The organism is Burkholderia sp. BCC0044 (assembly GCF_902832955.1).
Classification (GTDB): domain Bacteria; phylum Pseudomonadota; class Gammaproteobacteria; order Burkholderiales; family Burkholderiaceae; genus Burkholderia.
Genome location: NZ_CADFDO010000003.1, coordinates 326,677 through 350,780, shown reverse-complemented (window position 1 = coordinate 350,780; position 24,104 = coordinate 326,677). Strand labels below are relative to the sequence as shown.

Annotated in this window: 23 protein-coding genes and 1 pseudogene; 11 read left to right on the top strand and 13 right to left on the bottom strand. The window is 64.6% G+C overall.

Annotated features, from left to right (window positions below):
• Window positions 1–42: 42 nt before the first annotated feature.
• Both HWX14_RS18585 and HWX14_RS18580 read right to left on the bottom strand, forming a co-directional pair.
• Entirely contained in the window at window positions 43–906 is an 864-nt protein-coding gene (locus HWX14_RS18585; RefSeq protein ID WP_006479738.1) for a crotonase/enoyl-CoA hydratase family protein, read from the bottom strand.
• A 317-nt stretch (window positions 907–1,223) separates the two neighbouring features.
• Window positions 1,224–1,469, bottom strand: coding sequence for a hypothetical protein (locus tag HWX14_RS18580; RefSeq protein ID WP_175883893.1), 246 nt, complete (start codon window positions 1,467–1,469; stop codon window positions 1,224–1,226).
• 174 nt (window positions 1,470–1,643) lie between these two features.
• Here HWX14_RS18580 and HWX14_RS18575 point away from each other — a divergent pair, with 174 nt between their 5' ends.
• Window positions 1,644–3,551 (top strand): DUF3857 and transglutaminase domain-containing protein, encoded by a 1,908-nt coding sequence (locus tag HWX14_RS18575; RefSeq protein ID WP_175883892.1) that lies wholly within the window; start codon window positions 1,644–1,646, stop codon window positions 3,549–3,551.
• Between the two features lie 69 nt (window positions 3,552–3,620).
• The gene (locus tag HWX14_RS18570; protein ID WP_012338702.1) at window positions 3,621–3,785 is read left to right on the top strand and encodes a hypothetical protein; all 165 of its coding nucleotides are present in this window, start codon (window positions 3,621–3,623) and stop codon (window positions 3,783–3,785) included.
• A gap of 42 nt (window positions 3,786–3,827) precedes the next feature.
• Here the strand turns inward: HWX14_RS18570 and HWX14_RS18565 are convergent, their stop codons facing one another.
• Window positions 3,828–4,877, bottom strand: coding sequence for an AraC family transcriptional regulator (locus HWX14_RS18565; RefSeq protein WP_175883891.1), 1,050 nt, complete (start codon window positions 4,875–4,877; stop codon window positions 3,828–3,830).
• 71 nt (window positions 4,878–4,948) lie between these two features.
• On the opposite strand from HWX14_RS18565, the gene HWX14_RS18560 reads away from it, so the two are divergent.
• Complete coding sequence (locus HWX14_RS18560) at window positions 4,949–6,151, top strand: MFS transporter (RefSeq protein WP_175883890.1); 1,203 nt, start codon at window positions 4,949–4,951, stop codon at window positions 6,149–6,151.
• A 49-nt stretch (window positions 6,152–6,200) separates the two neighbouring features.
• On the opposite strand, the gene HWX14_RS18555 is transcribed toward HWX14_RS18560, so the two are convergent.
• A complete protein-coding gene (locus tag HWX14_RS18555; protein WP_175883889.1) occupies window positions 6,201–7,079 on the bottom strand; it encodes an aldo/keto reductase family oxidoreductase in 879 nt (292 codons plus the stop codon).
• A gap of 105 nt (window positions 7,080–7,184) precedes the next feature.
• Between HWX14_RS18555 and HWX14_RS18550 the strand changes: the two genes are divergently transcribed.
• Window positions 7,185–8,084: a LysR family transcriptional regulator gene (locus HWX14_RS18550; protein ID WP_175883888.1), complete on the top strand. Its 900-nt coding sequence runs from the start codon at window positions 7,185–7,187 to the stop codon at window positions 8,082–8,084.
• A 7-nt stretch (window positions 8,085–8,091) separates the two neighbouring features.
• Here the strand turns inward: HWX14_RS18550 and HWX14_RS18545 are convergent, their stop codons facing one another.
• The 4 genes from HWX14_RS18545 to HWX14_RS18530 all read right to left on the bottom strand — a co-directional run bounded on the left by HWX14_RS18545 (window position 8,092) and on the right by HWX14_RS18530 (window position 11,057).
• Entirely contained in the window at window positions 8,092–8,937 is an 846-nt protein-coding gene (locus HWX14_RS18545) for a helix-turn-helix transcriptional regulator (protein WP_175883887.1), read from the bottom strand.
• A gap of 48 nt (window positions 8,938–8,985) precedes the next feature.
• Window positions 8,986–9,543 (bottom strand): carboxymuconolactone decarboxylase family protein, encoded by a 558-nt coding sequence (locus HWX14_RS18540; RefSeq protein WP_175883886.1) that lies wholly within the window; start codon window positions 9,541–9,543, stop codon window positions 8,986–8,988.
• A 134-nt stretch (window positions 9,544–9,677) separates the two neighbouring features.
• Window positions 9,678–10,439 (bottom strand): isocitrate lyase/phosphoenolpyruvate mutase family protein, encoded by a 762-nt coding sequence (locus HWX14_RS18535; RefSeq protein ID WP_175883885.1) that lies wholly within the window; start codon window positions 10,437–10,439, stop codon window positions 9,678–9,680.
• A gap of 150 nt (window positions 10,440–10,589) precedes the next feature.
• Complete coding sequence (locus tag HWX14_RS18530) at window positions 10,590–11,057, bottom strand: MarR family transcriptional regulator (protein ID WP_175883884.1); 468 nt, start codon at window positions 11,055–11,057, stop codon at window positions 10,590–10,592.
• Between the two features lie 81 nt (window positions 11,058–11,138).
• Here HWX14_RS18530 and HWX14_RS18525 point away from each other — a divergent pair, with 81 nt between their 5' ends.
• The gene (locus tag HWX14_RS18525) at window positions 11,139–11,507 is read left to right on the top strand and encodes a YciI family protein (RefSeq protein WP_175883883.1); all 369 of its coding nucleotides are present in this window, start codon (window positions 11,139–11,141) and stop codon (window positions 11,505–11,507) included.
• 97 nt (window positions 11,508–11,604) lie between these two features.
• Window positions 11,605–12,222 (top strand): glutathione S-transferase family protein, encoded by a 618-nt coding sequence (locus HWX14_RS18520; RefSeq protein WP_175883882.1) that lies wholly within the window; start codon window positions 11,605–11,607, stop codon window positions 12,220–12,222.
• 61 nt (window positions 12,223–12,283) lie between these two features.
• Here HWX14_RS18520 and HWX14_RS18515 read toward each other — a convergent pair whose 3' ends face one another.
• From HWX14_RS18515 to HWX14_RS18495, 5 genes and pseudogenes are all read right to left on the bottom strand, one after another.
• Window positions 12,284–13,006: an HAD-IA family hydrolase gene (locus tag HWX14_RS18515; RefSeq protein ID WP_175883881.1), complete on the bottom strand. Its 723-nt coding sequence runs from the start codon at window positions 13,004–13,006 to the stop codon at window positions 12,284–12,286.
• Window positions 13,007–13,030: 24 nt separating this feature from the next.
• Window positions 13,031–14,002 (bottom strand): ornithine cyclodeaminase family protein, encoded by a 972-nt coding sequence (locus HWX14_RS18510; RefSeq protein WP_175883880.1) that lies wholly within the window; start codon window positions 14,000–14,002, stop codon window positions 13,031–13,033.
• A gap of 107 nt (window positions 14,003–14,109) precedes the next feature.
• Window positions 14,110–15,240 carry a DSD1 family PLP-dependent enzyme gene (locus tag HWX14_RS18505; protein ID WP_175883879.1) on the bottom strand — a complete coding sequence of 377 codons (1,131 nt, stop codon included), beginning with the start codon at window positions 15,238–15,240 and terminating at the stop codon, window positions 14,110–14,112.
• A 131-nt stretch (window positions 15,241–15,371) separates the two neighbouring features.
• Window positions 15,372–16,331 carry a LysR substrate-binding domain-containing protein gene (locus tag HWX14_RS18500; protein ID WP_175883878.1) on the bottom strand — a complete coding sequence of 320 codons (960 nt, stop codon included), beginning with the start codon at window positions 16,329–16,331 and terminating at the stop codon, window positions 15,372–15,374.
• A gap of 134 nt (window positions 16,332–16,465) precedes the next feature.
• A pseudogene (locus HWX14_RS18495) lies at window positions 16,466–17,014 on the bottom strand (NAD(P)/FAD-dependent oxidoreductase); the annotation flags it as partial.
• A gap of 656 nt (window positions 17,015–17,670) precedes the next feature.
• Here HWX14_RS18495 and HWX14_RS18490 point away from each other — a divergent pair.
• The 5 genes from HWX14_RS18490 to HWX14_RS18470 all read left to right on the top strand — a co-directional run bounded on the left by HWX14_RS18490 (window position 17,671) and on the right by HWX14_RS18470 (window position 24,060).
• Window positions 17,671–17,877: a hypothetical protein gene (locus tag HWX14_RS18490; protein ID WP_175883877.1), complete on the top strand. Its 207-nt coding sequence runs from the start codon at window positions 17,671–17,673 to the stop codon at window positions 17,875–17,877.
• A gap of 259 nt (window positions 17,878–18,136) precedes the next feature.
• A complete protein-coding gene (locus HWX14_RS18485) occupies window positions 18,137–19,285 on the top strand; it encodes a cupin domain-containing protein (RefSeq protein WP_175883876.1) in 1,149 nt (382 codons plus the stop codon).
• Window positions 19,286–19,462: 177 nt separating this feature from the next.
• Window positions 19,463–20,611, top strand: coding sequence for a hypothetical protein (locus HWX14_RS18480; protein WP_175883875.1), 1,149 nt, complete (start codon window positions 19,463–19,465; stop codon window positions 20,609–20,611).
• Between the two features lie 20 nt (window positions 20,612–20,631).
• On the top strand, window positions 20,632–21,900 hold the full coding sequence (locus HWX14_RS18475; RefSeq protein WP_175883874.1) for an HlyD family efflux transporter periplasmic adaptor subunit: 1,269 nt from the start codon (window positions 20,632–20,634) through the stop codon (window positions 21,898–21,900).
• Window positions 21,901–21,903: 3 nt separating this feature from the next.
• The gene (locus tag HWX14_RS18470; protein ID WP_175883873.1) at window positions 21,904–24,060 is read left to right on the top strand and encodes a peptidase domain-containing ABC transporter; all 2,157 of its coding nucleotides are present in this window, start codon (window positions 21,904–21,906) and stop codon (window positions 24,058–24,060) included.
• Window positions 24,061–24,104: the final 44 nt, after the last annotated feature.

The window sequence follows — 24,104 nt, the reverse complement described above, 5'->3', positions numbered from 1 at the left end:
TCCGGAAAAAGGGCGCCGCCGGCCGCGGCGGCGCCCGTCGCATTACACCGTGCGCAGCTTCGACACGCGCCGGTTCTGCAGCATCACCAGGCGTTCCATGTATGCGAGATCCTTCGGCTCGATCGTGAACGCCGCATGCACCCACGCTTCCGTGATGTCCATCAGCTCCGAGCGCGACAGCTGGAACACGCGTTCGCGGGCGCGCAGCATCGCGCGGATGCCGTTCAGCTTGGGCTTCGTCACGTCGATGAAGGTACGCGTCGCCAGATACGCGTCACCGGCGTCGAACGTCTCGTCGATCAGCCCCTGATCTTCGTACCACTCGGCCGCATGCGCTTCGCCGGTCGCGATCAGCGATTCCGCGAGGCCGCGGTTCGCCTTGCGCGCGACCAGCGAATAGCCGCCCATGCCCGGGAACAGGTTGAACGCGATCTCGGGAAAGCCGAGTTTCACGCCCTTCTGCGCGAGCACGTAGTGGTGCGCGAGCGCGGCCTCGAAGCCGCCGCCGAGCGCGCTGCCCTCGACCATCGCGATCGAGATCGCGCCGGTGCCGAAGCCCGTGTAGATCTCGTACACGCCGTCGATGCACGAGCGCGCGTAGGCCATCAGCTGGTCGCGCCGGCCGCTGCGGATCGCGTCGACGAAGAAGCTCAGGTCGCCGCCGACGTTGAACAGCTCGGGGACGAGCGAGCCCGTCACCCAGAAGTCGAACTTGAGGCCCGAGTCGCGTGCGACGCGCGCGAGATGGATGATGTCGGTGACGAGTTGTTGGTTGAAGCACGGTCGCGGCTCCGATCGCAGCATCATCCACATGACGTTACGGCCTTCTTCGTAGAAGGCGGTCAGTTGGGAGAGTTCGCCGGCTTCGTAGAACGGACGGCAAGCCGGATGGGATTGGAGTTGCATGGTATGTCCTCGTGAGATGTGGTTTTTGAAAAGCGCCGCGCCAGGCGCCATGCGGGAATCGAGGTGCCCGCCGGGCGCCGGACGCGAGGCATCGCCATTGTTGCGCGCGCACAAAAGTCGAATTGCGGGGAACAACGCACGACCGGGACGCCGATGCGGGTCGCGTTCGGGTCGCGTTCGGGTCGCGTTCGGGCGAAGGGGCGGGTGACGACGGATGGCGGGACGAGGGGCTGAAGGCGGCGGGGCGGAGGGGGCTGGGAACGGAGTGGGCGCGGCGCGTGCGCCGGCGATGAGACGGCCGGCGTCGCAGGGGGCGCTTACGCGCCGAAAATGGCGTCGGGACGCCGCTCGGCCGTTGCGGGTCGGGGCGGCCGGTGTGGGGGTTGCCCGTTTCGCCGTGAGCGGGACGGAGCGCACGGCGCGCATGGCCGCGCGGTGCCGATCCATTTCGGATGCCGCCGTTCGGGATGCAGCGCCGTCGGCAACGCGCGGAACAGGCTCACGCCCCGCCACGCGAACGCAATCACGCGGTCACCGATTTCGAAAGCGTCGCTGATCGGCATGATGTTTCCTTGCCCATGGCGCGGCTTGACGCTCGCCAGCCCGTCGCCCACACTGGGCCGCACGACGGCTACACGTGGTGCGCGAGCGGCTTGTCATACGCGCGTCATGCGGTACGACTTCTGCTTCGGCGCGCGGCGCTGACGTCCGGCAATGAACGCGCGGAGAGCTTCGACGTGGTGCGTTTTCCTTTCCGATGGACCGGCTGCCTGTTCGCGTGCGCCGTGGCGCTCGGCGCGGGTGCGGCCGTGGCCGATACACGCGACTCGGGCGGCTCGGGCGACTCGCGCGATACGGCGCCCGTCACGCTCGTCAGCGACGTCCACGAATTCGTGATCCAGCACGACGGCTCGCTCGACGAGCACGACGATTCGACGCTGCGCGCGAACGATGCGAACGGCATCGACGCGGTCGCGCAGCGCTACGTGTGGTACGACAAGAATCTCGAGAAGGTCGAGCTGCTCGCGGCCGAGACGATCGACCGCGACGGCGTCGCGCATCCGGTCGGCGCGGACGGCATCCGCGACGTGCAGGAGCCGCGCTCGGCCGGCGCGCCGACGTTCCAGGACGGGCTGCTGCGCACCGTCGTGTTCCCCGGCGTCGAAGCCGGCTCGAGCACCCGAGTCGCATTCCGCAAGACCCGCACGAAGCCGGTCAATCGCGGCTACTTCGGCTACACCGTCGAGCCGTCGCGCGAGCCGGTCGACAGCCAGCGGCTGATCTTCGACGTGCCGGCCGACATGCCGCTGTATGCGGATGCGCGCGGCTACGTCGCGCTGCCGCCCGTCACGGCGAACGGCCGCACGCGCTACGCATTCGACTACCGGCACGGCGTGTACGACCGCATCGAGAGCGGCGCGGTCGGTTACCCGACCTACGGGGACCGGCTCGTCGTGTCGACGCTGCCCGACTACGCGGCGTTCGCCGCGCGCTACCGCAATGCGGCCGTCGACCCGAGCGCGAACGAGCCCGCGGTCGTGCAACTGGCGCGCGCACTCACGGCGGATGCCGCCGATCCGCGCGACAAGGCGCGCATCCTGTACGACTGGGTGCAGGCGAACGTGCGCTACGTCGGGCTGTTTCTCGGCGAAACGGCCGCCGCGCCGCATCGCGTGACCGACATCCTGCGCAACCGCTACGGCGACTGCAAGGATCATGTCGCGCTGTTCGGCGCGTTGCTCGCGGCGGTCGGCATCCGCAGCGAACCGGTGCTGATCAATCTTGGATCGGTGTACACGCTGCCGTCGGTGCCCGGCTACGGCGGCGGCGCGATCAATCATGCGATCACGTGGCTGCCCGATCTCGCGCTCTACGCGGATACGACGACGGCCGGCATCGCGTTCGGCTACCTGCCGCCGATCGTGATGGATCGCCCGGCGCTGCTCGTCGATACGGGCGTGCTGTCGCGCACGCCGGCCACGCAGCCGCGTGAGCGCACCGCGCGGATCGCGATCGACGCCGCGCAGCCCGGCGCCGCGCGTGTTCAGGCTTATGTCCGCGACGACGGCTGGACCGCCGAACTCGAACGCAACCTGTTTCGCCGCGCGCCGCGCGAGCGCATCGCGCAACTGGCGAACGAGCGTCTGCGGCAAAGCGGCCTGCGCGGCCGCGCGCAACTGTCGACCAGCGACCGGCGCGTGACCGACGGGCCGTTCGACGTGACCGTCACCGGTACGCTCGATCATTTCGTGTGGCCGGACGGCACGACCGCGTTGCCCGCGCTGTCGAGCGTCACGGGCGGCATCGCGACGCAGGTCGAGACCTGGCTGGCCGAGCCCGTGCGCACGCAGCCGTGGGGCTGCATTGGCGGCACGTTCGACGAGACCGGCCAGATCGCGCTGCCGGCGGACGTGACCCTGACCGACCTGCCGGCCGATGCGGCCGTGCACGACCGCTTCGTCGATTTCACGTCGCATTACGTGTTCGATGCGGCCGCGCGCGTCGTGCAGGTCACGCGGCGGATGACGGCGGATTTCGGCAGGCAGGTGTGCACGCCGGACGAATTCGCGGCGCTGCGCGCGTCGCTCGAGCGCATCGAGCGCGACACGCAGGCGCAGATCGTCGTGCGGGCGAAGCAGCGTTGAGCGGCGCGGGCACGGCATTCGCTCCGAACGGGCGAATCATCGCGATCGCCGACGCGCAGGAGGGACATCATGACCGAACGGGATCACGAGATCGCCGAACTCTCGAAGGAATTGCTGGGCCGGATCGTGCAGGGCACGGTCGCGACCGGCGCGGCAGTCGATGTGGAGCAGTGCGCGGCGCTCGCCGTGCAGTGCGCGACGGCGCTGGTCGACCGGCTCGACGCGTTGAAGTGACGCCCGGCGGGCCGCCACTACCACTGCCGCCGGCGCTGCGCGTTACGCTTCGGCGGGCACGTCGCCGTCCGCGCGCACGGCGCCCGGCGGCTTGCCGACCACGCGCTTGAACGCGCGGCTGAACGCGGCGAGCGAACCGTAGCCGAGCCGGTACGCGACCGCCTCGATCGTCTCGCGGTCGCGTGCGATCCACTGCGCGGCGAGCCGCATCCGCAGCTCGGTCAGGTAACGCACGGGCGTCATTCCGGTGGCCGCGAGGAAGCGCTCGGCGAACACGGAGCGCGACACGCCCGCTTCGGTCGCCAGCTCCGCGACGCTCCAGTTGCGGCCCGGGTCGCGATGCAGCGCGACGATCGCGCGGCCGAGCTTCGGCTCGCGCAACGCCTGCACCCAGCCGGTCGCGTCGCCGCATCCGCACTCGACCCAGCCCCGCACGATGAACGCCGCGACCACGTCCGCGAGGCGCGCGAGGATGCCCGCGAAGCCCGCGCGCGCCGTGCACGCTTCGCGCTCCATCGCGTCGAGCATCGGGCGGATCTCCGGGTAGCGCGCGAGCAGCGTGCCCACGTGCATGAACGCGGGCATCGTGCCGACGAGCGGCTGCATGCCGCCGAGATCGAGTTCCATGCACGCGCTGAAGATCAGCGCATCGCCCGCGCCGGGTTCCGTCGTCGCGCAGGTCGCGGGCGACACGCCGGCCGACGCCACCGATGCGACCGTATCGCAGATCTTCGCGATCTCGAAGCCGTTGATCTCGCGGCACGGCACATCCGGATCGGATACCAGCGCGTGCATGCCGCCGTGCGGCAACAGGATCGCGTCGCCGGCCTCGAGCCGCATCGTCTCGCCCGACGCGTCGCGCAGCAGCACGGGCCCGCGCACGATGAAATGGAACTGCGCGCGGCCCGTCCCGTGGCCGAAACTCAGCCCGAACGGCCGCGCGACCTGGATGCGGCGGTACTGGACGCCGCTCAGCCGCATCCCCAGCAGCAACTCGCTGACGAGGTCGTGCGCGTCAGGAATCGGGGGCAGAAGAGGCTCGGACATGGCGAGATTCGGACGAACGATCAATAACAACGGATTGTATGTCATAGACCGTCCTGCTGCTGTTCCTTACGATACGCCCTTATCAGTATTTTCCCTAACCGACACGGAACCCCCGCATGAATCCCGGAATCTCCTCGGCCGCCTCGACGGCGGCCCCCCGCGAACCGGCCTGGGGCGCGGTATTCGCGATGACGCTCGGCGTGTTCGGGCTCGTCACGGCCGAATTCCTGCCGGCGAGCCTGCTCACGCCGATGGCCGACAGCCTCGGCGTGACCGAAGGCGTGGCCGGACAGGCCGTCACGGCCACCGCGACGGTCGCGCTCGTCACGAGCCTGCTGATCTCGGCGCTCACGCGCACGATCGACCGGCGGCGCGTGCTGCTCGTGTTCTCGGTGCTGCTCGTCGTATCGAACCTGGCTGTGGCGTTCGCACCGAACCTCGCGATGCTGCTGTTCGGCCGCGTCGTGCTCGGCATTGCGCTCGGCGGCTTCTGGACGATGGCGACCGCCACCGCGATGCGGCTCGTGCCGACGGCGATGGTGCCGCGCGCGCTGTCGATCATCTTCAGCGGCGTGGCGGTCGCGACCATCGCGTCCGCGCCGATGGGCAGCTACTTCGGTCACCTGATCGGCTGGCGCAACGTGTTCCTGATCGCGGCCGTGCTCGGCGGCATCGCGTTCGTGTCGCAGATCGTCACGCTGCCGTCGATGCCGCCGAGCGGCACGACGCGACTGCGCACGCTGATCGACGTGCTGCGCCGGCCGACCGTCGGCCTCGGGATGTTCGCGACGATCCTCGTGTTCACCGGGCATTTCGCGTTCTTCACGTATCTGCGGCCGTTCCTCGAACAGGTGGCGGGCGTCGGCGTGAACGGGCTGTCGGCGATCCTGCTCGGCTACGGCATCGCGAATTTCGTCGGCACGTCGCTCGCCGGCCGCGTGCTCGAACACCGGCTGCGGCCGATGCTGATCGGCATGCCCGCGCTGATGGTCGTGCTCGGCATCGCGCTCGTCGTGCTCGGCCGCGCGCCGATGATCGACGCGGTGCTGGTCGCGTTGTGGGGAATGGCGTTCGGCGGCGTGCCGGTCGCGTGGTCGACGTGGGTCACGCGCACCGTGCCCGACGAGGCCGAGAGCGCGGGCGGGCTGATCGTCGCGGCGATCCAGCTCGCGATCGCGACGGGCGCGGCGGCCGGCGGGGTCGTGTTCGACGCGAACGGTGCGGCAGGCGTGTTCGTCGGCGCGGCGGTCGTGCTGGCGGTGGCGGTCGCGACGATCGTGACCGGCGTGCCGAAGCGCGTCGGCGTGGTCGCGTCCTGACCGGCCTGGCGGCCCGCGTGGCACGGGCTGCCAGGCGAGCGTCCGCAGGTCAGGCGACGCCGGCGCCCGCGATGCCGTTGAGTTCCGCGAGCGCGTCTGCCGGCAAGTCCAGGTCGGCGGCCGCGAGATTCTCGCGCAGATGCGCGACCGACGACGTGCCCGGAATCAGCAGGAGATTCGGCGCGCGGCGCAGCAGCCACGCAAGGGCGACCTGCATCGGCGTCGCGCCGATCCGGGCCGCCACGCCGGACAACGTCGACGATTGCAGCGGCGAGAAGCCGCCGAGCGGAAAGTACGGCACGTACGCGATGCCGTCACGGGCAAGCGTGTCGATCAGCGCATCGTCGCCGCGATGCGCGATGTTGTAGTGGTTCTGCACGCAGACGATGTCGCAGATCCGCCGGCCTTGCGCGACCTGCGCGGGCGTGACGTTGCTCAGGCCGATGTGCCGCACGAGCCCGCGCCGCTGCAGTTCGGCGAGCGTGGTCAGCGGCGCTTCGATCGATCCTTCGGCCGGCCCGTGCGTATCGAACATGATGCGCAGGTTGACGACATCGAGCACATCGAGCCCCAGGTTGCGCAGGTTGTCGTGCACGGCCCGTTCGAGTTCGTCGGGCGCGAAGGCCGGCAGCCACGATGCGTCGTCGCCGCGGCGCGCGCCGATCTTGGTGACGATCACGAGATCGTCGCGATACGGATGCAACGCGTCGCGAATCAACTGGTTCGTCACGTGCGGGCCGTAGAAGTCGCTGGTGTCGAGATGGTCGACGCCGGATTCGACGGCTTCGCGCAACACGTTCAATGCGGCTTCGCGATCTGTCGGCGGGCCGAATACACCGGGGCCCGCAAGCTGCATCGCACCGTAGCCGATCCGTCTGACGTGGCGATCGCCGAGCTGGAAGGTGGCGGTGTGGCGAATATCGGGCATGACCGTACTCCTGTCGAAGAGATGAATGAATGCGTTCAGCATAAGGACGAGTCGGCTGCGCGATAAGCCGGCATAATTCGCACGGGTTGTACGAAAAGGCGAACAATGCAAACCGATCTGGGCGATCTGAACGCGTTCATGGCCGTGGCACGCGCGAGCGGCTTCCGCGATGCCGCACGCATCACGGGCCTCAGCGCGTCGGGGCTGAGCGAGGCCGTGCGCCGGCTGGAAGCGCGGCTCGGCGTGCGGCTGCTGCACCGCACGACGCGCAGCGTCGTGCCCACCGAAGCCGGCGAGCGCCTGCTCGCGCGGCTCGGGCCCGCGCTGACCGAAGTGGCGGCGGCGCTCGACGGTATCGACGAATTCCGCGGCCGACCGGCCGGCACGCTGAAGCTCAACGTGCCGGTCAGCGCGTCGCGGCTCGTGTTGCCGGCGATCGTGCCGCGCTTTCTCGATGCGTATCCGGACATCCGGCTGGAAGTGACTGCCGATGAAAGTTTCGTCGACGTGCTAGCGGCCGGGTGTGACGCGGGCATCCGCTACGACGAACGGCTCGAACAGGACATGATCGCGGTGCCGATCGGGCCGCGCATCCAGCGGTTCGCGACCGCGGCCGCGCCCGGCTATCTCGACCGGCACGGCCGGCCGCGGCATCCGCGCGACCTGCTCGGCCATCGGTGCCTGCGCGGGCGCTTCGCAAGCGGCGCGATGCCGCCGTGGGAGTTCGAGCGCGACGGCGAGGTCGTGCGGGTCGAGCCGGCCGCCGGGCCGCTGCTGGTCCAGATCGGCGGGGCGACGGAGCTGATGGTCGATGCGGCGATCGCCGGGACGGGCATCCTGCATCTGTTCGAAGACTGGGTGCGTCCGCATTTCGACAGCGGCGCGCTCGAACCTGTGCTCGAACCGTGGTGGCGGCCGTTCTCCGGGCCCTTTCTGTATTACCCGGGGCGGCGTCTCGTGCCGCCGGCACTGCGCGCGTTCATCGATTTCATCAAGGAATACTGAGCGTCGGTCAGCGTACCGGCGCGTGCGCGTCGAGCAACTGCCGGTGGCGCGCGTCGGTCGCGTCGTCGGCGGGAAACATGCATTCCATGCGCAACTCCTGCGCGGCCGCGCTCTGCGGCGTACCGACCGTCGTCACCAGCGAGAAGTAGCGCAGCACGACGCCTTCGTGGATGAAGCCGATCGGGATGACCGGCAACGACGGCGCGGCGGCCGGCGCCAGCGGCGTGTTCCAGTCGCTTGGCGCGGCGGGGCTGGCGAGCAGGTCGTCGAGCAGGCGCCGGGTTTCGTCGTCGATCACGCGGCCCACCGATTCGCGATGCACGCGCTGCAGCAGGCTGCGCGACACGGTGCCCCAGTCGGCCACGAACGGCTGCATTCCGTGCGGATCGAACATCAGGCGCAGCAGGTTGCGCGGCCCGTCGCGCGCTGCCATGTCGATGAAGCACCCGAAAAAGCGCGGCGCCGCCTCGTTGGTCATCAGCACGTTCCAGTGACGGTCCATCACGATCGCCGGAAACGGCTCGTGCTGGCGCACGACCCGTTCGAGCGCGCGAATCACGCCGTGCATCTCCTGCGCGTCCCACGGCGCTTCCGAATACATCGGCGCATAGCCGGCCGCGAGCAGCAGCGCGTTGCGCTCGCGCAGCGGCACGTCGAGCGTTTGCGCGAGCGTCAGCAGCGTGTCGCGGCCCGGCACGCTGCGCCCGCTTTCGATGAAGCTGATCTGGCGCTGCGAAATCCCCGCGTCGAGCGACAGGTCGAGCTGGCTCACGCCGCGCACGTCGCGCCAGTCGCGCAGCAACCGGCCCAGTGCGTTCGGCGGCGGGTTCGGGGCGTGGCGGCGGGCGTTCATCGGCGTTCCCTGGTCGTTCCGTGATCGACGCGATCGACTATATCGGACTCATGCGGCGTGCGCATGCCATGCGAATGCGTCGAACGGCGCTTCGAGCGCCGGCCGCGCGACGCTGCCGACGTAGTTCGTGATCGTCGACGCGGCCACCACCGCGATGACTTCCAGCAACTGCTCGGCGGTGAAGCCGGCATCGACGAACGCTTGCCGGTCGGTATCGGACAGGCGCCCGCGGGCGTCGATCAGTGCGCGCGCCGTGGCGGACAAAGCGGCCAGTTTCGCGTCGGCGGGCAGCCCGCCGCGCCGGATCGCGTCGACGTCGGCGGACAACACGCCCTGTTTCAGCGCGAGCGCCGTGTGGAACGCGACCGGCCATTCGCTCGCATTCGTGACCGCGTTGGTGAGCAGGAGTATCTGGATCTGCGGCTCGGTGAGGCTGCTCGCGTGCACGCGCTCGAACAGGCCGATGAAGCCGTTGATCAGCACCGGCGACGCGGCCATCGCCGCCGCGATGTTCGGGACCACGCCGAACGCTTGCTGGAGTTGCTGGAGGACGGGTTTCGATGCGGCTGGTGCGGAATCGATCGTATGAAGCGGATAAGCGGACATGATGTCTCCGGGCGATGAGCGCCGCCGGAATGGCGGCGCGACACCCGAAGCGTAGGAGCGGGCGTGTCGCGCGCCAATTACATGGGATGTAATCGTTTGACGCGCGAGCGGACGCCGCTGCCCCTTGAATGCGTTTAGCCGCCTTGCTTGACCAGCGCCGCGAGCGCTTTCATCGCCTGCAGATACGGATACGGCCCGTGGCTGATGCGCGCCACGCCGTACTCGGCGAGTTCCGCGATCGTCGGTGTCTCCGACACGCGCATCACGTTCACCGGCAGCGGCGACGCGGCCGTCAGCGCGCGAATCAGCGCCGGCGAGCGCAGGCCCGGCACGAACAGGCCGTCGGCGCCGGCCGCCGCATAAGCGCGGGCGCGCGCCAGCGTCGCGTCGAGCAAGCGTTCGTCGTGCGTATCGGCTGCGGCCGTGAAGAACACGTCGGTGCGCGCGTTGATGAAGTAGTCGGCGCCCGCGCGATCGGCCGCCTGCCGGGCGGCCGCGAGACGGGCCGCCGCTTCGTCGACGTCGCGCAGTGCGCCCGTGGCCGGAAAACTGTCTTCGAGATTGCAGCCGATCGCGCCGGCCTGGATGCTGAGCGCGATCGTTTCGGCGACCTCTTCCGGCCGCTCGCCGTAGCCGCTTTCGAGATCGACGGTGACGGGCAAGTCCGTCGCGCGCACGATCCGCTCCAGCACGTCCATCATCAGTGCGCGCGGCATCTGCTCGCCGTCGGCGAAACCGTTGGCCGCCGCGACCGACCAGCTGCCGGTGGCCAGTGCGACGGCGCCCGCGTCGGCCGCGGTGCGCGCACTGCCGGCGTCCCACACGTTGAACAGCGCCAGCGGCTGGCCCGCGCGGTGAAGCGACCGGAAAATCGCGCCTTTCTCGTTGTTGCCCATGCTCGTCTCCTGATGGATGGATATCGGACCGGTTGTCGTGCCGAGCGATATTGCCACCGAATCGGGCGGTGCGACCGGCGCGCGCCATGTCTGCTGACAGCGCGTGACAGGAAGTGCGCGTGACCGCCGCAGAGCGAACCGAGTGCCGCCTCAGTCGCGCGACCCCGGATCGATCGACAGCGTGCGCAGCTGGCCGCGCAACTGGTCGACTTCGCCCGGCGCGAACGGCCGCTCGATCTCGGCATGCGCCTGCTGCCACAGCGGGAACGCTTCGGCCAGCAGGTCGTGCCCGGCCGGCGTCAGTTCAAGCAGGCGGCTGCGCCGGTCGTCCGGATCCTGTTCGATCGTGACGAGGCCGCGCCGCTCGAGCGGCTTGAGCGCGGCCGTGAGCGTGGTGCGGTCCATCGCGAGCAGCGACGCGACCGATTTCATCGGGGCCGGCTGCGGCCGGTTCAACGACATCAGCAGCGAAAACTGGCCGTTGGTGAGGTCGAGCGGGCGCAGCACGTCGTCGAAGATGCGCGCGAGATTGCGCGCCGCGCGCTGCATGTGCAGGCACAGGCAGCAATCGCGCACCATCAGCGTCGTTTCGAAGGGAAGCTTTTCTTTTCGTGCCATGTTGCAATTGTGTTGATATCAACCTATCTTGTCAAGGTCGAGGCGCGGCAACCCGCCGTGTCCGCCATCGGAGGAGAAGGCATGAGTACGCAACCCCAGTTGTATCTCGCCGTATTTCTCGGGAGCCAGGATAGCCCGGCGATGAAGGCATGGCTCGCGCTGCCGGAGGACGAGCGGCGCACGCGCGAGCGCGACGGCATCGCCGCGTGGCATGCGTGGGTCGAGCGGCATCGCGACGCGATCGTCGAGCTGGGCGGGCCGCTCGGCAAGACCAAGGCCATCGACGCAGGCGGCATCCGTGACACGACCAATGCGCTGACCGGCTTCACCGTCGTGCGGGCGGCGTCGCACGACGCGGCCGCCGCGCTGTTCGAAGGTCATCCGCATTTCACGCTGTTCCCGGGCGAGTCGGTCGACGTGATGCCGGTGCTGGCGATTCCCGGCGCATGAGCGACGCGCGCTGCGGGGCGCCGCGCGTCGCAGCGCGCGATGTGTCGCGCCCGGCATGCGGCAGACATTTTTACGACATTCTGGATGGAGACTGACGATGAAGCTTTACGGATTTGCCGGCACCCGCTCGCAACGCGCGCTGTGGGGGCTGAAGGAACTGGATGCGGATTTCGAATTCGTGTCGGTCAACCTGCTCGAGGGCGCGCACAAGCGGCCCGAATTCCTGCGCCTGAATCCGGCCGGCAAGGTGCCCGTGCTGGTGGACGGCGACCTCGTGATTCCCGAGTCGGCCGCGATCGTGCTGTATCTCGCGGACAAGTACCCGGAGAAGGCGCTGCTGCCCGTCGATCCGGCGCTGCGGGCGGAGGCCTATCGATGGATCATGTTCGCGGTGACGGAGCTGGAGCAGCCGCTGTGGCGGATCACGCGGCATACGTTCCTCTATCCGCCGGAGAAGCGCTCGCCGGCCGATATCGAACTGGCGCGCGAGGATTTTGCGACGATGGCCGTGATTCTCGACAAGCATCTGGAAGGGCGTGAGTTCATCGTCGGCGATTCGCTGACGGTGGCCGATTGCGTGACGGCCTACCTGATCGACTGGGCGAGCGAATGCCATCTGATCGAACCGTTCCCGCAATTGCGTGCGTATCTCGAACGCCTGTATGCGCGGCCAAAGGCGCCGCAGCGGATCGCGGACGCGAGGAAGGCGGCGTGAAAGCCAAACGGGTAAGCGGGTCATGCCCGGCGGCGGCATGACCCGCTACGCCCGCCTGCGATCACGAAACGGTGTCGGGCCCGCCCAGCGCACGACACAGCATCGCCAGATCTCGCAACATAAGATGCGGCGTTACCGCATGCTGCGGCGCCTGTTCTCCGTCCACCCGCGGCTCGCGCACGACCCACGCGGCCTGAAGCCCCGCATTCAACGCGCCGACGATATCGAGGTGGAAGTCGTCGCCGACATGCAGCAATTCGGCCGGCCGCACGCCGAGTGCGTCCGCCGCCGCATGGAAGATCTCGGGTTCCGGCTTGGCGAAGCCGAATGCACGCGCGCTGAGCGTCGTGCGGAAGAATTCGCCGCCGCCGGTCAACCGGAGGTCGGCGTTGCCGTTGGTGACCGCGATCAACGGAAAGCGCGCGCTCAACCACGCGAGCGCCGGCAGTGCGTCTTCGTAGAACTCAACGCGGTTGCGCGCCGCATAGAAGACGTCGTAGGCGCGATCGGTCAGCGAGACATCTTCGTTCGCGCGTTCCAGCGCAAGCCGGATCGAGCCGATTCGCATCGCGCGATAGTCGCTGGCGAGATCCGGGCACAACCGTTCGTATTCCTCACGTAGCGCACTGAGCGCCTGTTGCGTCGGCAGCACGCTTGCTGTGTTGGGCGCGTGCTCGATCAGCCATGCGCGCAGCGTCGCCTCGGCCCGTACGACGGACGGGCCGAACGGCCACAAGGTATCGTCGAGGTCGAACGAGAGGGCGGAAACTTTGGCGAGACGCATGGCGGTTGAAAGCGGGAAGTCGTTTTACCAGGGCCACGGAACGGAGGTGCCGGTGCCGTTGTCGAGCGCGTGTCGATACAGGAAGCGCGCGACGGTCAAATCCTGCAGCGCGAGCCCCGTCATGTCGAAGACGGTGATCTCGTGCGCGGCACGGTCGACCGATGTCGCACCCGCGAGGATGTCACCGATTTCCGTGCGCGGCAAATCCGGCGCCCACTGGCACTCGCCGATGCCGCGCGCCTGATCGTGATCGTCGACGACGATGCGCGCGCGTTCCAGCACGCCGGCCGGCAATTCGCGCTTGCCCGCGGTGTCGGCACCGACGCAGGTCAGGTGGGTGCCCGGTTGCACGGCATCCGCGTCGAACAACGCGCCGCCGCCGGGCGTGGCCGTGATCACCACGTCGCTATGGGCCACCGCATCGTTCCGGTCGCGCGCGACGCCGATCGTGCACCGTTCGACGAAGTGCGCTTCGAACGCCGGGTCCGGCTCGCCGCTGACGGTCACGTACTGCACCGTGCACCGCTGCGGCAGCAGCGTGAGCGCGTAGTCGAGCTGCACGCGCGCCTGCACGCCGGTGCCGAACACGCAGAGCCGCGTGCTGTCGCGCCGCGCGAGCTGCTGCAGCCCGAGGCCACCGGCGGCGCCGGTCCGTGCGGTGGTGATCGCGTTGCCGTCCATGATGCACAGCGGGCGGCCCGTCGCCGGATCGAACAACGCGACGGTGGCCTGATGCGGCTCGCCGCCGACGGTTCGATTGGCGGGCCAGAACCCGGCCGCCTTGAAGCCGAGCAGATCCTGGCCGGCGACGTCGCCCGACTTGATGCCGAACACGCCGCCGGTATGCAGCTTCTCGCGCACCACCGGAAATACGCGTCCGGCCCTTTGACTGTGCAGCACGAAGGCTTCGCGCACGGCCGCCATCACTTGCTCGGCCTGCAGGGCGGGCTCGACGGCATCGCGGTCGAGGAGAAGGAGGCGGGCGTCGGTCGGCATGGTCGGGGGCTGTTCGGTACGAGACGAATCGAGAATGTTTTAAAGTTTGTCTAAAATTGGATTAATAGTCAATGTACGGATGGCACGGCATGGAAGCCGGCCGTCGCTCACCACCCGTAGAACCGAGGCCACGTCTGCGCGGCGCCGTCGTCGCCAATGGCCTGGTATTCGGGATGTTGCGCGCCGGTCGCGCACGCGTGATTCGGCAGGATGCGCAGCCGCGTGCCGATCGGAAACCGCTGCGCGATGCCCGTATCCGGCGTGCCCGCGCGCGACACGATCCCGTGTTCCTGGTTTGCGGCGCTCAGCAGGTAGCCGCCGAGCACGTCGCCGGCTTCGGTGCAGACCTGCCCATAGCCGAAATCGCGCGCCTGGCGCTGCGTGCCGCGGTCTCGGCTCATCGCCATCCAGCCCGCGTCGACGATCGCCCAGCCTTTCTCTTCCTGGTGGCCGATCACGGTGGTCAGCACCGACAGCGCGATGTCGGACGGCTCGCACACGCCGATGTTGTGCATCACGAGGTCGAACATCACGTACACGCCGGCGCGCACTTCGGTCACGCCGTCGAGCCGTTCCGTGGCCAGCGCGGTGGGCGTCGACCCGATGCTCACGACCGGGCACGGCAACCCGGCGGCCCGCAGGCGCTCCGCGGCCCGCACGGTGCGGCTGCGCTCCTGCTCGGCGATCGCGACGAGTGCCGCGTGCGTGTCGTATTCGTAGCTGGAGCCCGCGTGAGCGAGCACGCCGCCGAGCAGCATGCCGCCTTCGGTCAGCGCGCGGCCGACGTCGATCAGCAGGTCGGCTTCCGGCGGGATGCCCGAGCGGTGGCCGTCGACGTCGACCTCGATCCACACGTCGAAACGTTCGCCGTGCTCGCGCCCGAACGCGGCGATCGCGTGGGCGGCCTGGAGGCTATCGGCGACGATCTTCAGGTCGCAGCCTTGTCGGCGCAGCGCGAGCGCCTGGCCGAGCTTCGCGGGCACCATGCCGACTGCGTAGACGATGTCGCGGATCCCGTCCGCGAAGAATTGCTCGGCTTCCTTGAGCGTCGATACCGTGATGCCCTGCGCGCCCGCCGCGATCTGCGCGTCGACGACTTGCCGGCATTTGGTGGTCTTGACGTGCGGCCGGAACCGCACGCCGAGCGCGTCCAGATGCGTCTGCATGCGCGCGATGTTGTGCTGCATGCGGCCGACATCGATCAAGGCGGCGGGGGTGTTGAGGGTGTGAAGGTCCACGATGCGTCCGATTGCGAGGTTGCCGATGCGGACACTGTAGGGCAGCTGGTCCGCATCATGTTTAATGCGGAACTAATCTGCCATTAAGCCGAATTTAATCCGTCGTGAATCTCGTGGATCGCGGCCCCGGCTCACGCTTTGCCGCGCCACGGCGGCGGGTCGAGAAACTGCCGCGCCGCGTCGAGAAACACCCGCTGCCGCGCGGAGCGGCCGGTACGCGACGGCAACAGCGCCGTCACCGGCGCGGGCGGCAGGCTCCAGCCGGGCAGCAACCGGACGAGCTTGCCGTTCGCGAGGAGCGGGGCGACGTCCCACTCGGAGCGCTCGACGATGCCGAGCCCGGCCAGCGCCCATTCGGTGATGACGGTGCCGTCGTTGGACGACAGCGCGCCGGTGACGCGGATGACGGTCGCCCGCCGCGGTTCGCCCTTGACGCCGCGACCGGGCGAGAAGCGCCAGCGCGGGATGTCTTCGTCGTTTTCGCGCAGGCACAGGCAGTCGTAGCGGGTCAGGTCGGACGGATGATTCAGATCCTTGAGGCGGCGCGCGTAGCCGGGGCTCGCGCACAGGAAGCGCTCGTTGGGCGCGAGCGGATAGCCGATCCACGAAGACGACCTGAGGCTGCCGACATGGACGACCACGTCGGCCCCCGATGCACTGGTCAACGGGCTTTCCGACAGGTGGAGCGAGATTTCGAGCTTCGGATGCGCGCGCTGCACGTCGCGCACGATCCGCGCGACGTACTTGCGGCCGAAGCCGAGCGGGGCGACGACGCGCAGCGTGCCCTGCACGTCGCCGTGGTCGCCCGCGATGCTGACCGGCAGCGCCTCCACGCGCTCGAGAATGCCGACGGCTTCCTGGTACAGCCGCTGCCCTTCGTCGGTCAGCGCAATGCCTTTCGGCTGCCGCACGGCGAGCCTTGCGTTCAGGCGTGCTTCCATCCGCTGCAGGCGGATCGTGACCGCGGGCGGCGTGAGGTCGAGCAGGCGCGCGGCAGCGGCGAGGGAGCGCGACGTGCCGATCGCGCGAACGAGTCGAAGGTCGTCGAGGTCGAGCATTTCATGGCTCTTAATGCGGAGGGTGTCGAGCATTAAACCGCACATCGCGCGGGGAAGCCATCAGCGCGCCGTGGTGGCACGACGACCAGGAGGCCGGAACGCGCGTGTCGCCTTCGCCCGATACGTCGAATTTCCCGATCGACCGTGACGCCCGGCTGCATGCCTGCCTACGCATGAAGCCCGAAAATCAGCGATCGATGTGCACCCACGCCGGCCGCCACGCCCGATGCCGAGGCGAACGTCGCATTGGTCATCAGGCTCGACGCGTCGCCGGCCGCATACACGCCGGCGACGCTCGTCTGTTTCCACGTATCGACGCGAATCGCGGTGCCGAGCGGCCCTTCGTCGAACGCGCAGCCGAGCTGCTGCGCGAGGTCGCTCGCCATGTCGGTGCGCGCGCCGACGAACAACGCGTCGATCGGCACGACCTGCCCGTCGGCGAGCCGCAGCGCGTCGATACGCGGCGCATCGCCGAGGATCTCGACGACCGGCGAGCGTTCGATGCGCACGCCGCGCGCGGCGAGCAACGCGGCTTCTTCGTCGTTCGGCTCGACCACGCGCTGCGTGAACCACGTCGTCGGGCCCCAGTCCGGAATCAGGATCGCCTGATGGACCGACAGCGGATGCGTGGCGAGCACGCCGAGCCGCTGGCCGCTGACTTCATATCCATGGCAGTACGGACAATGCAGCACGCTGATGCCCCAGCGTTCGGCGAGCCGTAGGTTCTCAATGAATGTGATTTCTTTCTCATATATTGATTAGGGAAATTGATAGGCTCAATCTATGCGACGCCTTGCCCGAGCACGGAAGCAGTTCCACATCCATCTACGCATCAAGACATTTCCGGACGATCGTCTGTGGTCTGTGCCGCTCTTCGTTCACATTTTTTCAAGTTTTAATGGGGCTGCAAATTCTAGGATTGGTTGCCTGCGCCTCCCGATTTTACGAAACGTCGGCGGCCACTTTTTCGAACCTGCCTCAGTCAAGAACTGCGACAGCAGCGCGGTCAGCCTGGCATTGAGCGACCAAGCCTATGGTGAACTCGGATTGCAAGGAACCAGATCCTGACGTCTTTGAGTCTTCTGAAGGCGATCCGTTGACTCCTCCGACCAATTTCGTCTGCTTGTGTAGGGCATATGAATTGGACTAGCATTCGCAGCACAGTATTTCGTAATGGAAATGAAATATTGTGATGTGCCAACCAACGGCTTAATGGCCATCTATCTCAAATTCAGGCCGTTCGATTCGAAGGCATGGAAGTGGATTCGAGGTTGCGGTGCGGTCGTGTGTTTGAGACGGATTGTCTTTTTTCGTCAGAAATTTTACTAAACCACGCAAGCTTTTAATTTTTATAACTCAAGGAGAAGTAAAAATGTCAGGAAGCAACCTGCAGCTGCACTCGAAGATTAGAATCGAATCGGTAGCGAATCAGCTCAATCTTGAGCGGCTTGAAAGCAGTCGTGCCAGTTATGATGATTTGATGGATGCCTTCGCCCGCGAGTTGACGTCTGATGAGATCCTGCTCATCTCGGGCGCATCGAAGTCAGGCGGGCGCTATTCCGGGACCGCGTACGCGTAAATGAAACTAACCAGCTAACCAGTGACTCGGCTGCCAGATCACCTTCTGGCAGCAAATCTCCGGTCTTACGCAGTCAAAATATCAAAGTGTTGAAAGAGAAAGTGTGAGATTCAAGTGCCATCGGTAAGATTTGCATACTCGAATCGAGAGAACTCAACCAGTTCGTTGGGAATTGTGCGCGCAGGAGATGTTGCATTGACTGCCTTTTTCTTGACTGCTGCTGCAAAGAACCTGCAGAGCTGAAATAGACTTCGTAAAAATGAAAATTAATTTCAAGATCAGCGCCGATGAATTCAAGCAGAAGTATCAAGAGCGATTTCCCTTTATTATCAAGGGGGCGGTTGATACGTCGAGCGTTCACTGGGCAGACATCAACGACATCATCTCCAGGTGCGATCCTCAGTCTGAACACTTCCGTGTTTCATTCCCGAGTGGAAATGTCGACAAGGAGAAGTACGTGCACACGTACTTTCATGTCGGGGACGTGCGGCGCAAGTTGAACAGGCCTGCTCTCTATGGTTTCCTGCGCCAGGGCGGGACACTGGTCGCCAATCATATCTACGATGAACCGAAGTTCAATGACTATGCGAAGGACGTCGCACAGTTTACCGGGCGCCAGACCGTCACCTCCGCATATGTTGCATTTGGGAAGACGGATTCCTACCGTGAACATTGGGATTCCAGAGACGTTTTCGCGGTGCAGCTGAAGGGAAGAAAACGCTGGATCGTGTATTTCCCCTCCTTCGAGGCACCGCTATACATGCATCAAAGTAAATATATCGAACACAAATATCCTTGTCCGGATGAACCTTATCTCGATTTCGTTCTCGAGGAAGGTGATGTCTTTTATATTCCTCGAGGCTGGTGGCACAACGTTACGCCACTTGGGGAGCCGACAGTGCACCTCGCTATCGGTACGTTCCCGGCATTTGGTATCGATTACGCAAAATGGGTATTCCGGAAGTTGCCCGAGTGTATTCACGCGCGGATGGCGCTTGAAAATTATGCACAGGACAAGGAAGCGATTCGTCTGCTTGCGGAAGTAATCTCCGAGCGCATGAATGATCCCGTGTGCTACCGCGAGTTCATGGAATCACACGTAGCGGATCAAATCCTCGAGACGCGACTGAACCTCGAAACGCTTGGCAACGCGAGCGTCAATGCGCTCGAGTGTGACACGCAGCTACGTCTCAACGTGTTGAGAAGCGATCTTTCAGACGATTACCTTGTCACGAGCAACGGCAAGGTGTGGTTTCAGGACGACCTGCAGCCTCTGAAAGATTTTCTGGTCACGAATCCACACGTGAACGTTTCTCAAATCGAAGAGAAATTTCCGGATCGTACGCGTACCGAGCTGTCCGAAGTTCTTTATTCGCTAGCGATAAACGGAACAATCGAAATTATTTAAAAAGAAAGATTTCTTGGTGCGGATGGTGTGGTTCACCGGTATCCGGCACGGCATCGTTCTGTCACGCAGTGGAAAGTTTACATGATTAGTCCCGGATTCGGTTTGAATCGGGTGTTCGATTAAGCGGTTGGTGATTGGCGAGATAACCGTAGTTCGATTGTAGGATATTGCTTCAAAATGATGAAAGCCGAGCTTCCCTATCCATTCGACATCGAGTTCATGAGGCAGAACAAGGCTTTCATGTTTTTCTGTCCTCCTGATTGCCTGGACGAAGACGGTCGTCCGGTTCTGGAAGGCAGATCGATGTTGTACAAACCCGGTAGCTCGGCTTACCGGGCGTGTCCTTACCGAGACTCACGAGCGAATACCCATAAGCCGGTCAACGTGGAATCGCTCCAGGCACTTATGCGGCACCAGAACGAAGTGATTGCATTCATCCGGGAAACTGCCTCGCTTCTGCGCGATCGAAAAATCATCGGCGAGACAGGGGGCAGTGTCGGCGACATGTATACGCTCGCTTACGTGTGCTACAAGTCGCCGGAAATCTATTTTGTCAATCAAGTGTTTGGCCGGCAGGTCGACGTGCCAGCGATGTGCTCGATTGCCTCGCGCTTCTTTCATGGGCTGGTCAATCTGTTTGCCATCATGGCATTCGAACATCAGGGTGCCTTGGCCGAGGTCGACCTGACGCCTGAGGAGATCTATTGCTACGCGGATGAAGGCGGATATCTCGTCGGCATGAATGAAGCGTGTGCCGCATCCAGGGCAACCATCGTCAAATACCTCTCCATCGTCCGGCAAGCGCTGCTGCCTGACGATGGAGATGCGGCCCGATTCACGGATGCTGTCCTGTCCCAACAGGAAATGGACAGGGTGATTCAAGCGGCTCAAGTCATGATGAGTCTCGAATTCCATGGCCTGATCTACGAAACAGCGCGTTGCCGTTCCTGGCGCCAGATCAATGAGAGCGGCCGCGGGAACCTCAAGGAGCCGCTTTCGCGCTTCGCCACGACGCATTGCCTGGTGGCCAGGAAGCTGTCGCTGGACGAGCGACCCTTCGAGCATCTTCTCTTCAGGCGAGCCCGCAATCTGTCCGGGGCGCTGCTGATCGATCGTGCGTCAGCGGAGCGACTGTGTGAATCGGCGAACGCGTACATCATGACGAGCGTTCGCGATACCGAGGCACGAAGGGCACACCGAGAGAGACTCAAATCCGGGATGCTGCGGCTCATCGAGCGTCATCGGCGATTCGTTACCGAGCACGTCGCGGACGACGGCTATCTAACGGCTGATTTGGACATATTTTTTGGCCGATGGCCGGAATAGCGGATTGATGATTGGTGTCGATGGACAAGAGAGAACTATTCAGGAAGGAAGCGCTCGAGGCACGCAAGGACGCGAGGAATCTCTATGGCGACGTCCTGCTGTTTCTTCCGCGGTCGTATAAAAAGATACTCGTGTTGCTGTTCGTTTGCATCCTGTCTCTCCTGCTGGTCCTGATCTTCGGGTCCTACACGAGACGAGTCGCGGTAAAGGGAGAGCTGTTCTCGACGCTCGGCGCGATACCGGTGTATCTGCCGAAGCCGGGGATCATCAACAAGTACTTCGTGAAGGAAGACGAAATCGTAAAGAAGGGCGCGCCGCTGTTCCGGGTGTCGACCGAAGTCTTTGGCCTAGCCAACCGGGGAACCTCGACCGAGGCGATCAACCTGCTCAACGAGCGAAAGGAACTGCTGCAACGGCAGCTCGAGAGCGAGAAGTCGACCTACGTGCATAGCCTGAAGAACATCGAATATCAGATTCGCTCGAAGCAGAATGAGCTGAAGCTGCTTGGCGCGCAGATTGAAGAGGTGCGGAACAAGAATAAGTTGCTGTCGGCAAGCTTGAGGCGGTACGAAGCGGCGCGGGCCCAGGAGGCGATCTCTGAGGATGCGATGGCAGAAAAGGCGATCCTGGCGTTCAACAGCAGGATCGACTACAACGAACGGCAAAGATTGTCGGAAACTTTGAGTCGGGACCTCTCGAATCTTTCCTTCGAAAGGGACAAGGAGGAGTCGGAGTTCGGGAAGCGCACCTTGTCGATCAAGGGCGAGTTGTTGGCGCTTGAAGAGCAAATTCTCGCCGCCGAGTACCAGAAGGGCGCCATCATCAAGGCGCCTGCATCGGGAAAGGTCACGGCGATCCAGGGGGTCGACGGTTCCTACTACGACAGCACCAAGCCCGTCTCGTTCGTAGTGCCTTCGCAGGCGGAGATCGAAGCCCGGCTTCTCGTTCCGGCCGCCGCCATTGGCTTCGTGAAAAAGGGCGACGTCGTCTATCTGCGCTATTCGGCTTTCCCGTATCAGCAGTTCGGCCAGGGTAAGGGAATTGTCTATTCGATATCCGAAACGTCACTGATGCCGGACGAAATCGCATTGGGATCCAAGCTGTCTGTAACGGAGCCGATGTATCTGGTGAAGGTTCGGGTCGAGCGGCAGTTCGTGAGCGGAAATGGCATGCGCTACGCGCTCAAGCCAGGGCTGATGATCGATGCGGACGTCATGGTGGAACAACATCGAATCTATCAGTGGCTCATGCGCCCGCTCTTCGCTGCGTCGGAAAGAATCAAACAGTAAGCAATGGAAAAGAAGGCATACTTCGAACGTATATTCGGTACCCGATTCCCGACGGTCCTGCAGACCGAGTCGACGGAATGTGGTCTCGCGTGCGTGGCGATGCTGGCCAATTACCATGGCCATCACGTGACGCTGCGCGACCTCCGGCTCAAGTTTTCCGTGTCGCTGAAGGGGATCTCGCTTGGATCGCTGCTCCGCGTGTGCAAGCACAACGGCTTGTCGAGCCGGCCGATCCGTACCGAAATTGCGGGTCTCGAGCAGATCAAGCTCCCGTGCATCCTGCACTGGAACTTCAATCATTTTGTCGTGCTGAAGCAAATCGGCGCCGAGCACGCCATCATCATCGATCCTGCATACGGCGAGAGAAAAATCGAGCTGAGGGACTTGTCCCGAGCGTTCACCGGGGTGGCCATCGAGGTATGGCCGGATCCGGAGTTCATCGTCGTCGAGCCGCAGAAGAACATTCCCCTGAGACATCTGATCGGCAATCTGCGGGGGCAGATGAGGGCGCTCGTCACGATCCTGTTTTTGGCGATCGGGCTGGAGTTTCTCGTGGCACTTTCGCCCTATTACATCCAGCTGGTCATCGACAGTGCGATCGGCACAAACGATCAGTATGTCATCGCCGCGTTCGCGGCAGGCTTCGGGATGGTCTATTTGCTCAAGAACTTCATCGGCTCGGTGCGCAGCTGGTTCCTGATGTATCTGAGCACCAGCCTGAACGTTCAGTGGAAAGACAATGTCCTGGAGCACATGCTCGCCTTGCCGCTCGAATACTACGAGAAGCGGCACATGGGCGACGTGCTGTCCCGATTCGGCGCCATTGACTTCATTCAGCGAATGCTGACCACGTCATTCGTCGAATCGGTGCTTGATGGCACATTCTCCATCGTCATCCTGCTCGTGCTGTTCATTTACCAACCGTTGCTGGGCACCCTGGTTCTGGTTAGCGCGCTGCTGTACATCGCGGTGCGCTGGCTGCTCAACGCCTCGATTCTGGGCGCATCGAGAAATGAGATCGTCCATGGGGCGAAGCAGAGCTCCTACCTGCTCGAGACCATTCGTGGCATCCGGCAGGTCAAGCTCTATGGCCAGCAAGCGGAACGCCGGCTCAGCTGGATCTCGCTGTTCGTCAATCAAACGAATGCCAAGCTCCAGACACTGAAAATCGACATCTGGCTGAAGTTCGCCAGGACCTTGATCTTTGACGTCCAGAACATCGTGGTGGTCTGGTGCGGTGCGGTCCTGGTCATCGATCGGAAATACACGGTGGGTGCACTGATTGCCTTCCTCGGCTACAAGCTGCTATTCGAAAGCCGCGTGATCGCGCTCATCGACAACGTGTTTGTCATTCAGAACATGCAGCTCCAGGCCGACCGGCTCGGCGACATCGTGCTTTCAAGGCCGGAGGAAACGCGCGGTGACCTCGAATGCGATATCGCCAGGTTACCTGGCAGCCTCGAGTGCAAGGACCTGTTCTTCCAGTATTCGCTATTCGAACGAAACGTAATCGACGGATTGAACTTCAAGGTCGAGGAAGGCGAATCGGTGGCCATCATCGGGCCTTCTGGATGCGGCAAGTCGACGATCTTCAACGTCATTCTCGGCATCTACCAGGGGGCCAAGGGGCGAATCCTCATTGGCGGGGAGAATGTCGAGTCGATGAGCGTGGAGAAGGTCCGCAGCGTATTCGGAACCGTGCTGCAGGATGACATCCTGTTTGGCGGATCCATCGCGGAAAACATCTCGGGATTCGATGCGCGTCCGGATCGTGAGTGGATTGCCAAGTGCGCGGCAATGGCCAACATCGAGGATGAAATCGACGCCATGCCGATGAAGTACGCGACTCTCGTGGGCGACATGGGCGCGGTTCTGTCCGGTGGTCAGAAGCAGCGCATTTTGCTGGCGCGGGCGCTTTACAAGCGTCCGAAGATTCTGTTGCTGGATGAGGCAACCAGTCATCTGGATGTGTCAAACGAGAAGGCGGTGAATCGGGCGATCAAGTCGCTGAAGATCACGCGCATCATCATCGCCCACCGTCCGGAGACGGTCCTTTCCGCGGACAGGATCATGCTGATGAAGGACGGAAAGATTGATTCGATTCTCACGCCGACGGAGGCGATGTCGTTGCTTGAATCTCTCAATGGATTGTCGATATAGCCGGGCCCGTGGTGGCAGGCAAGTGGTCGGCCAGGCTTCGTCTG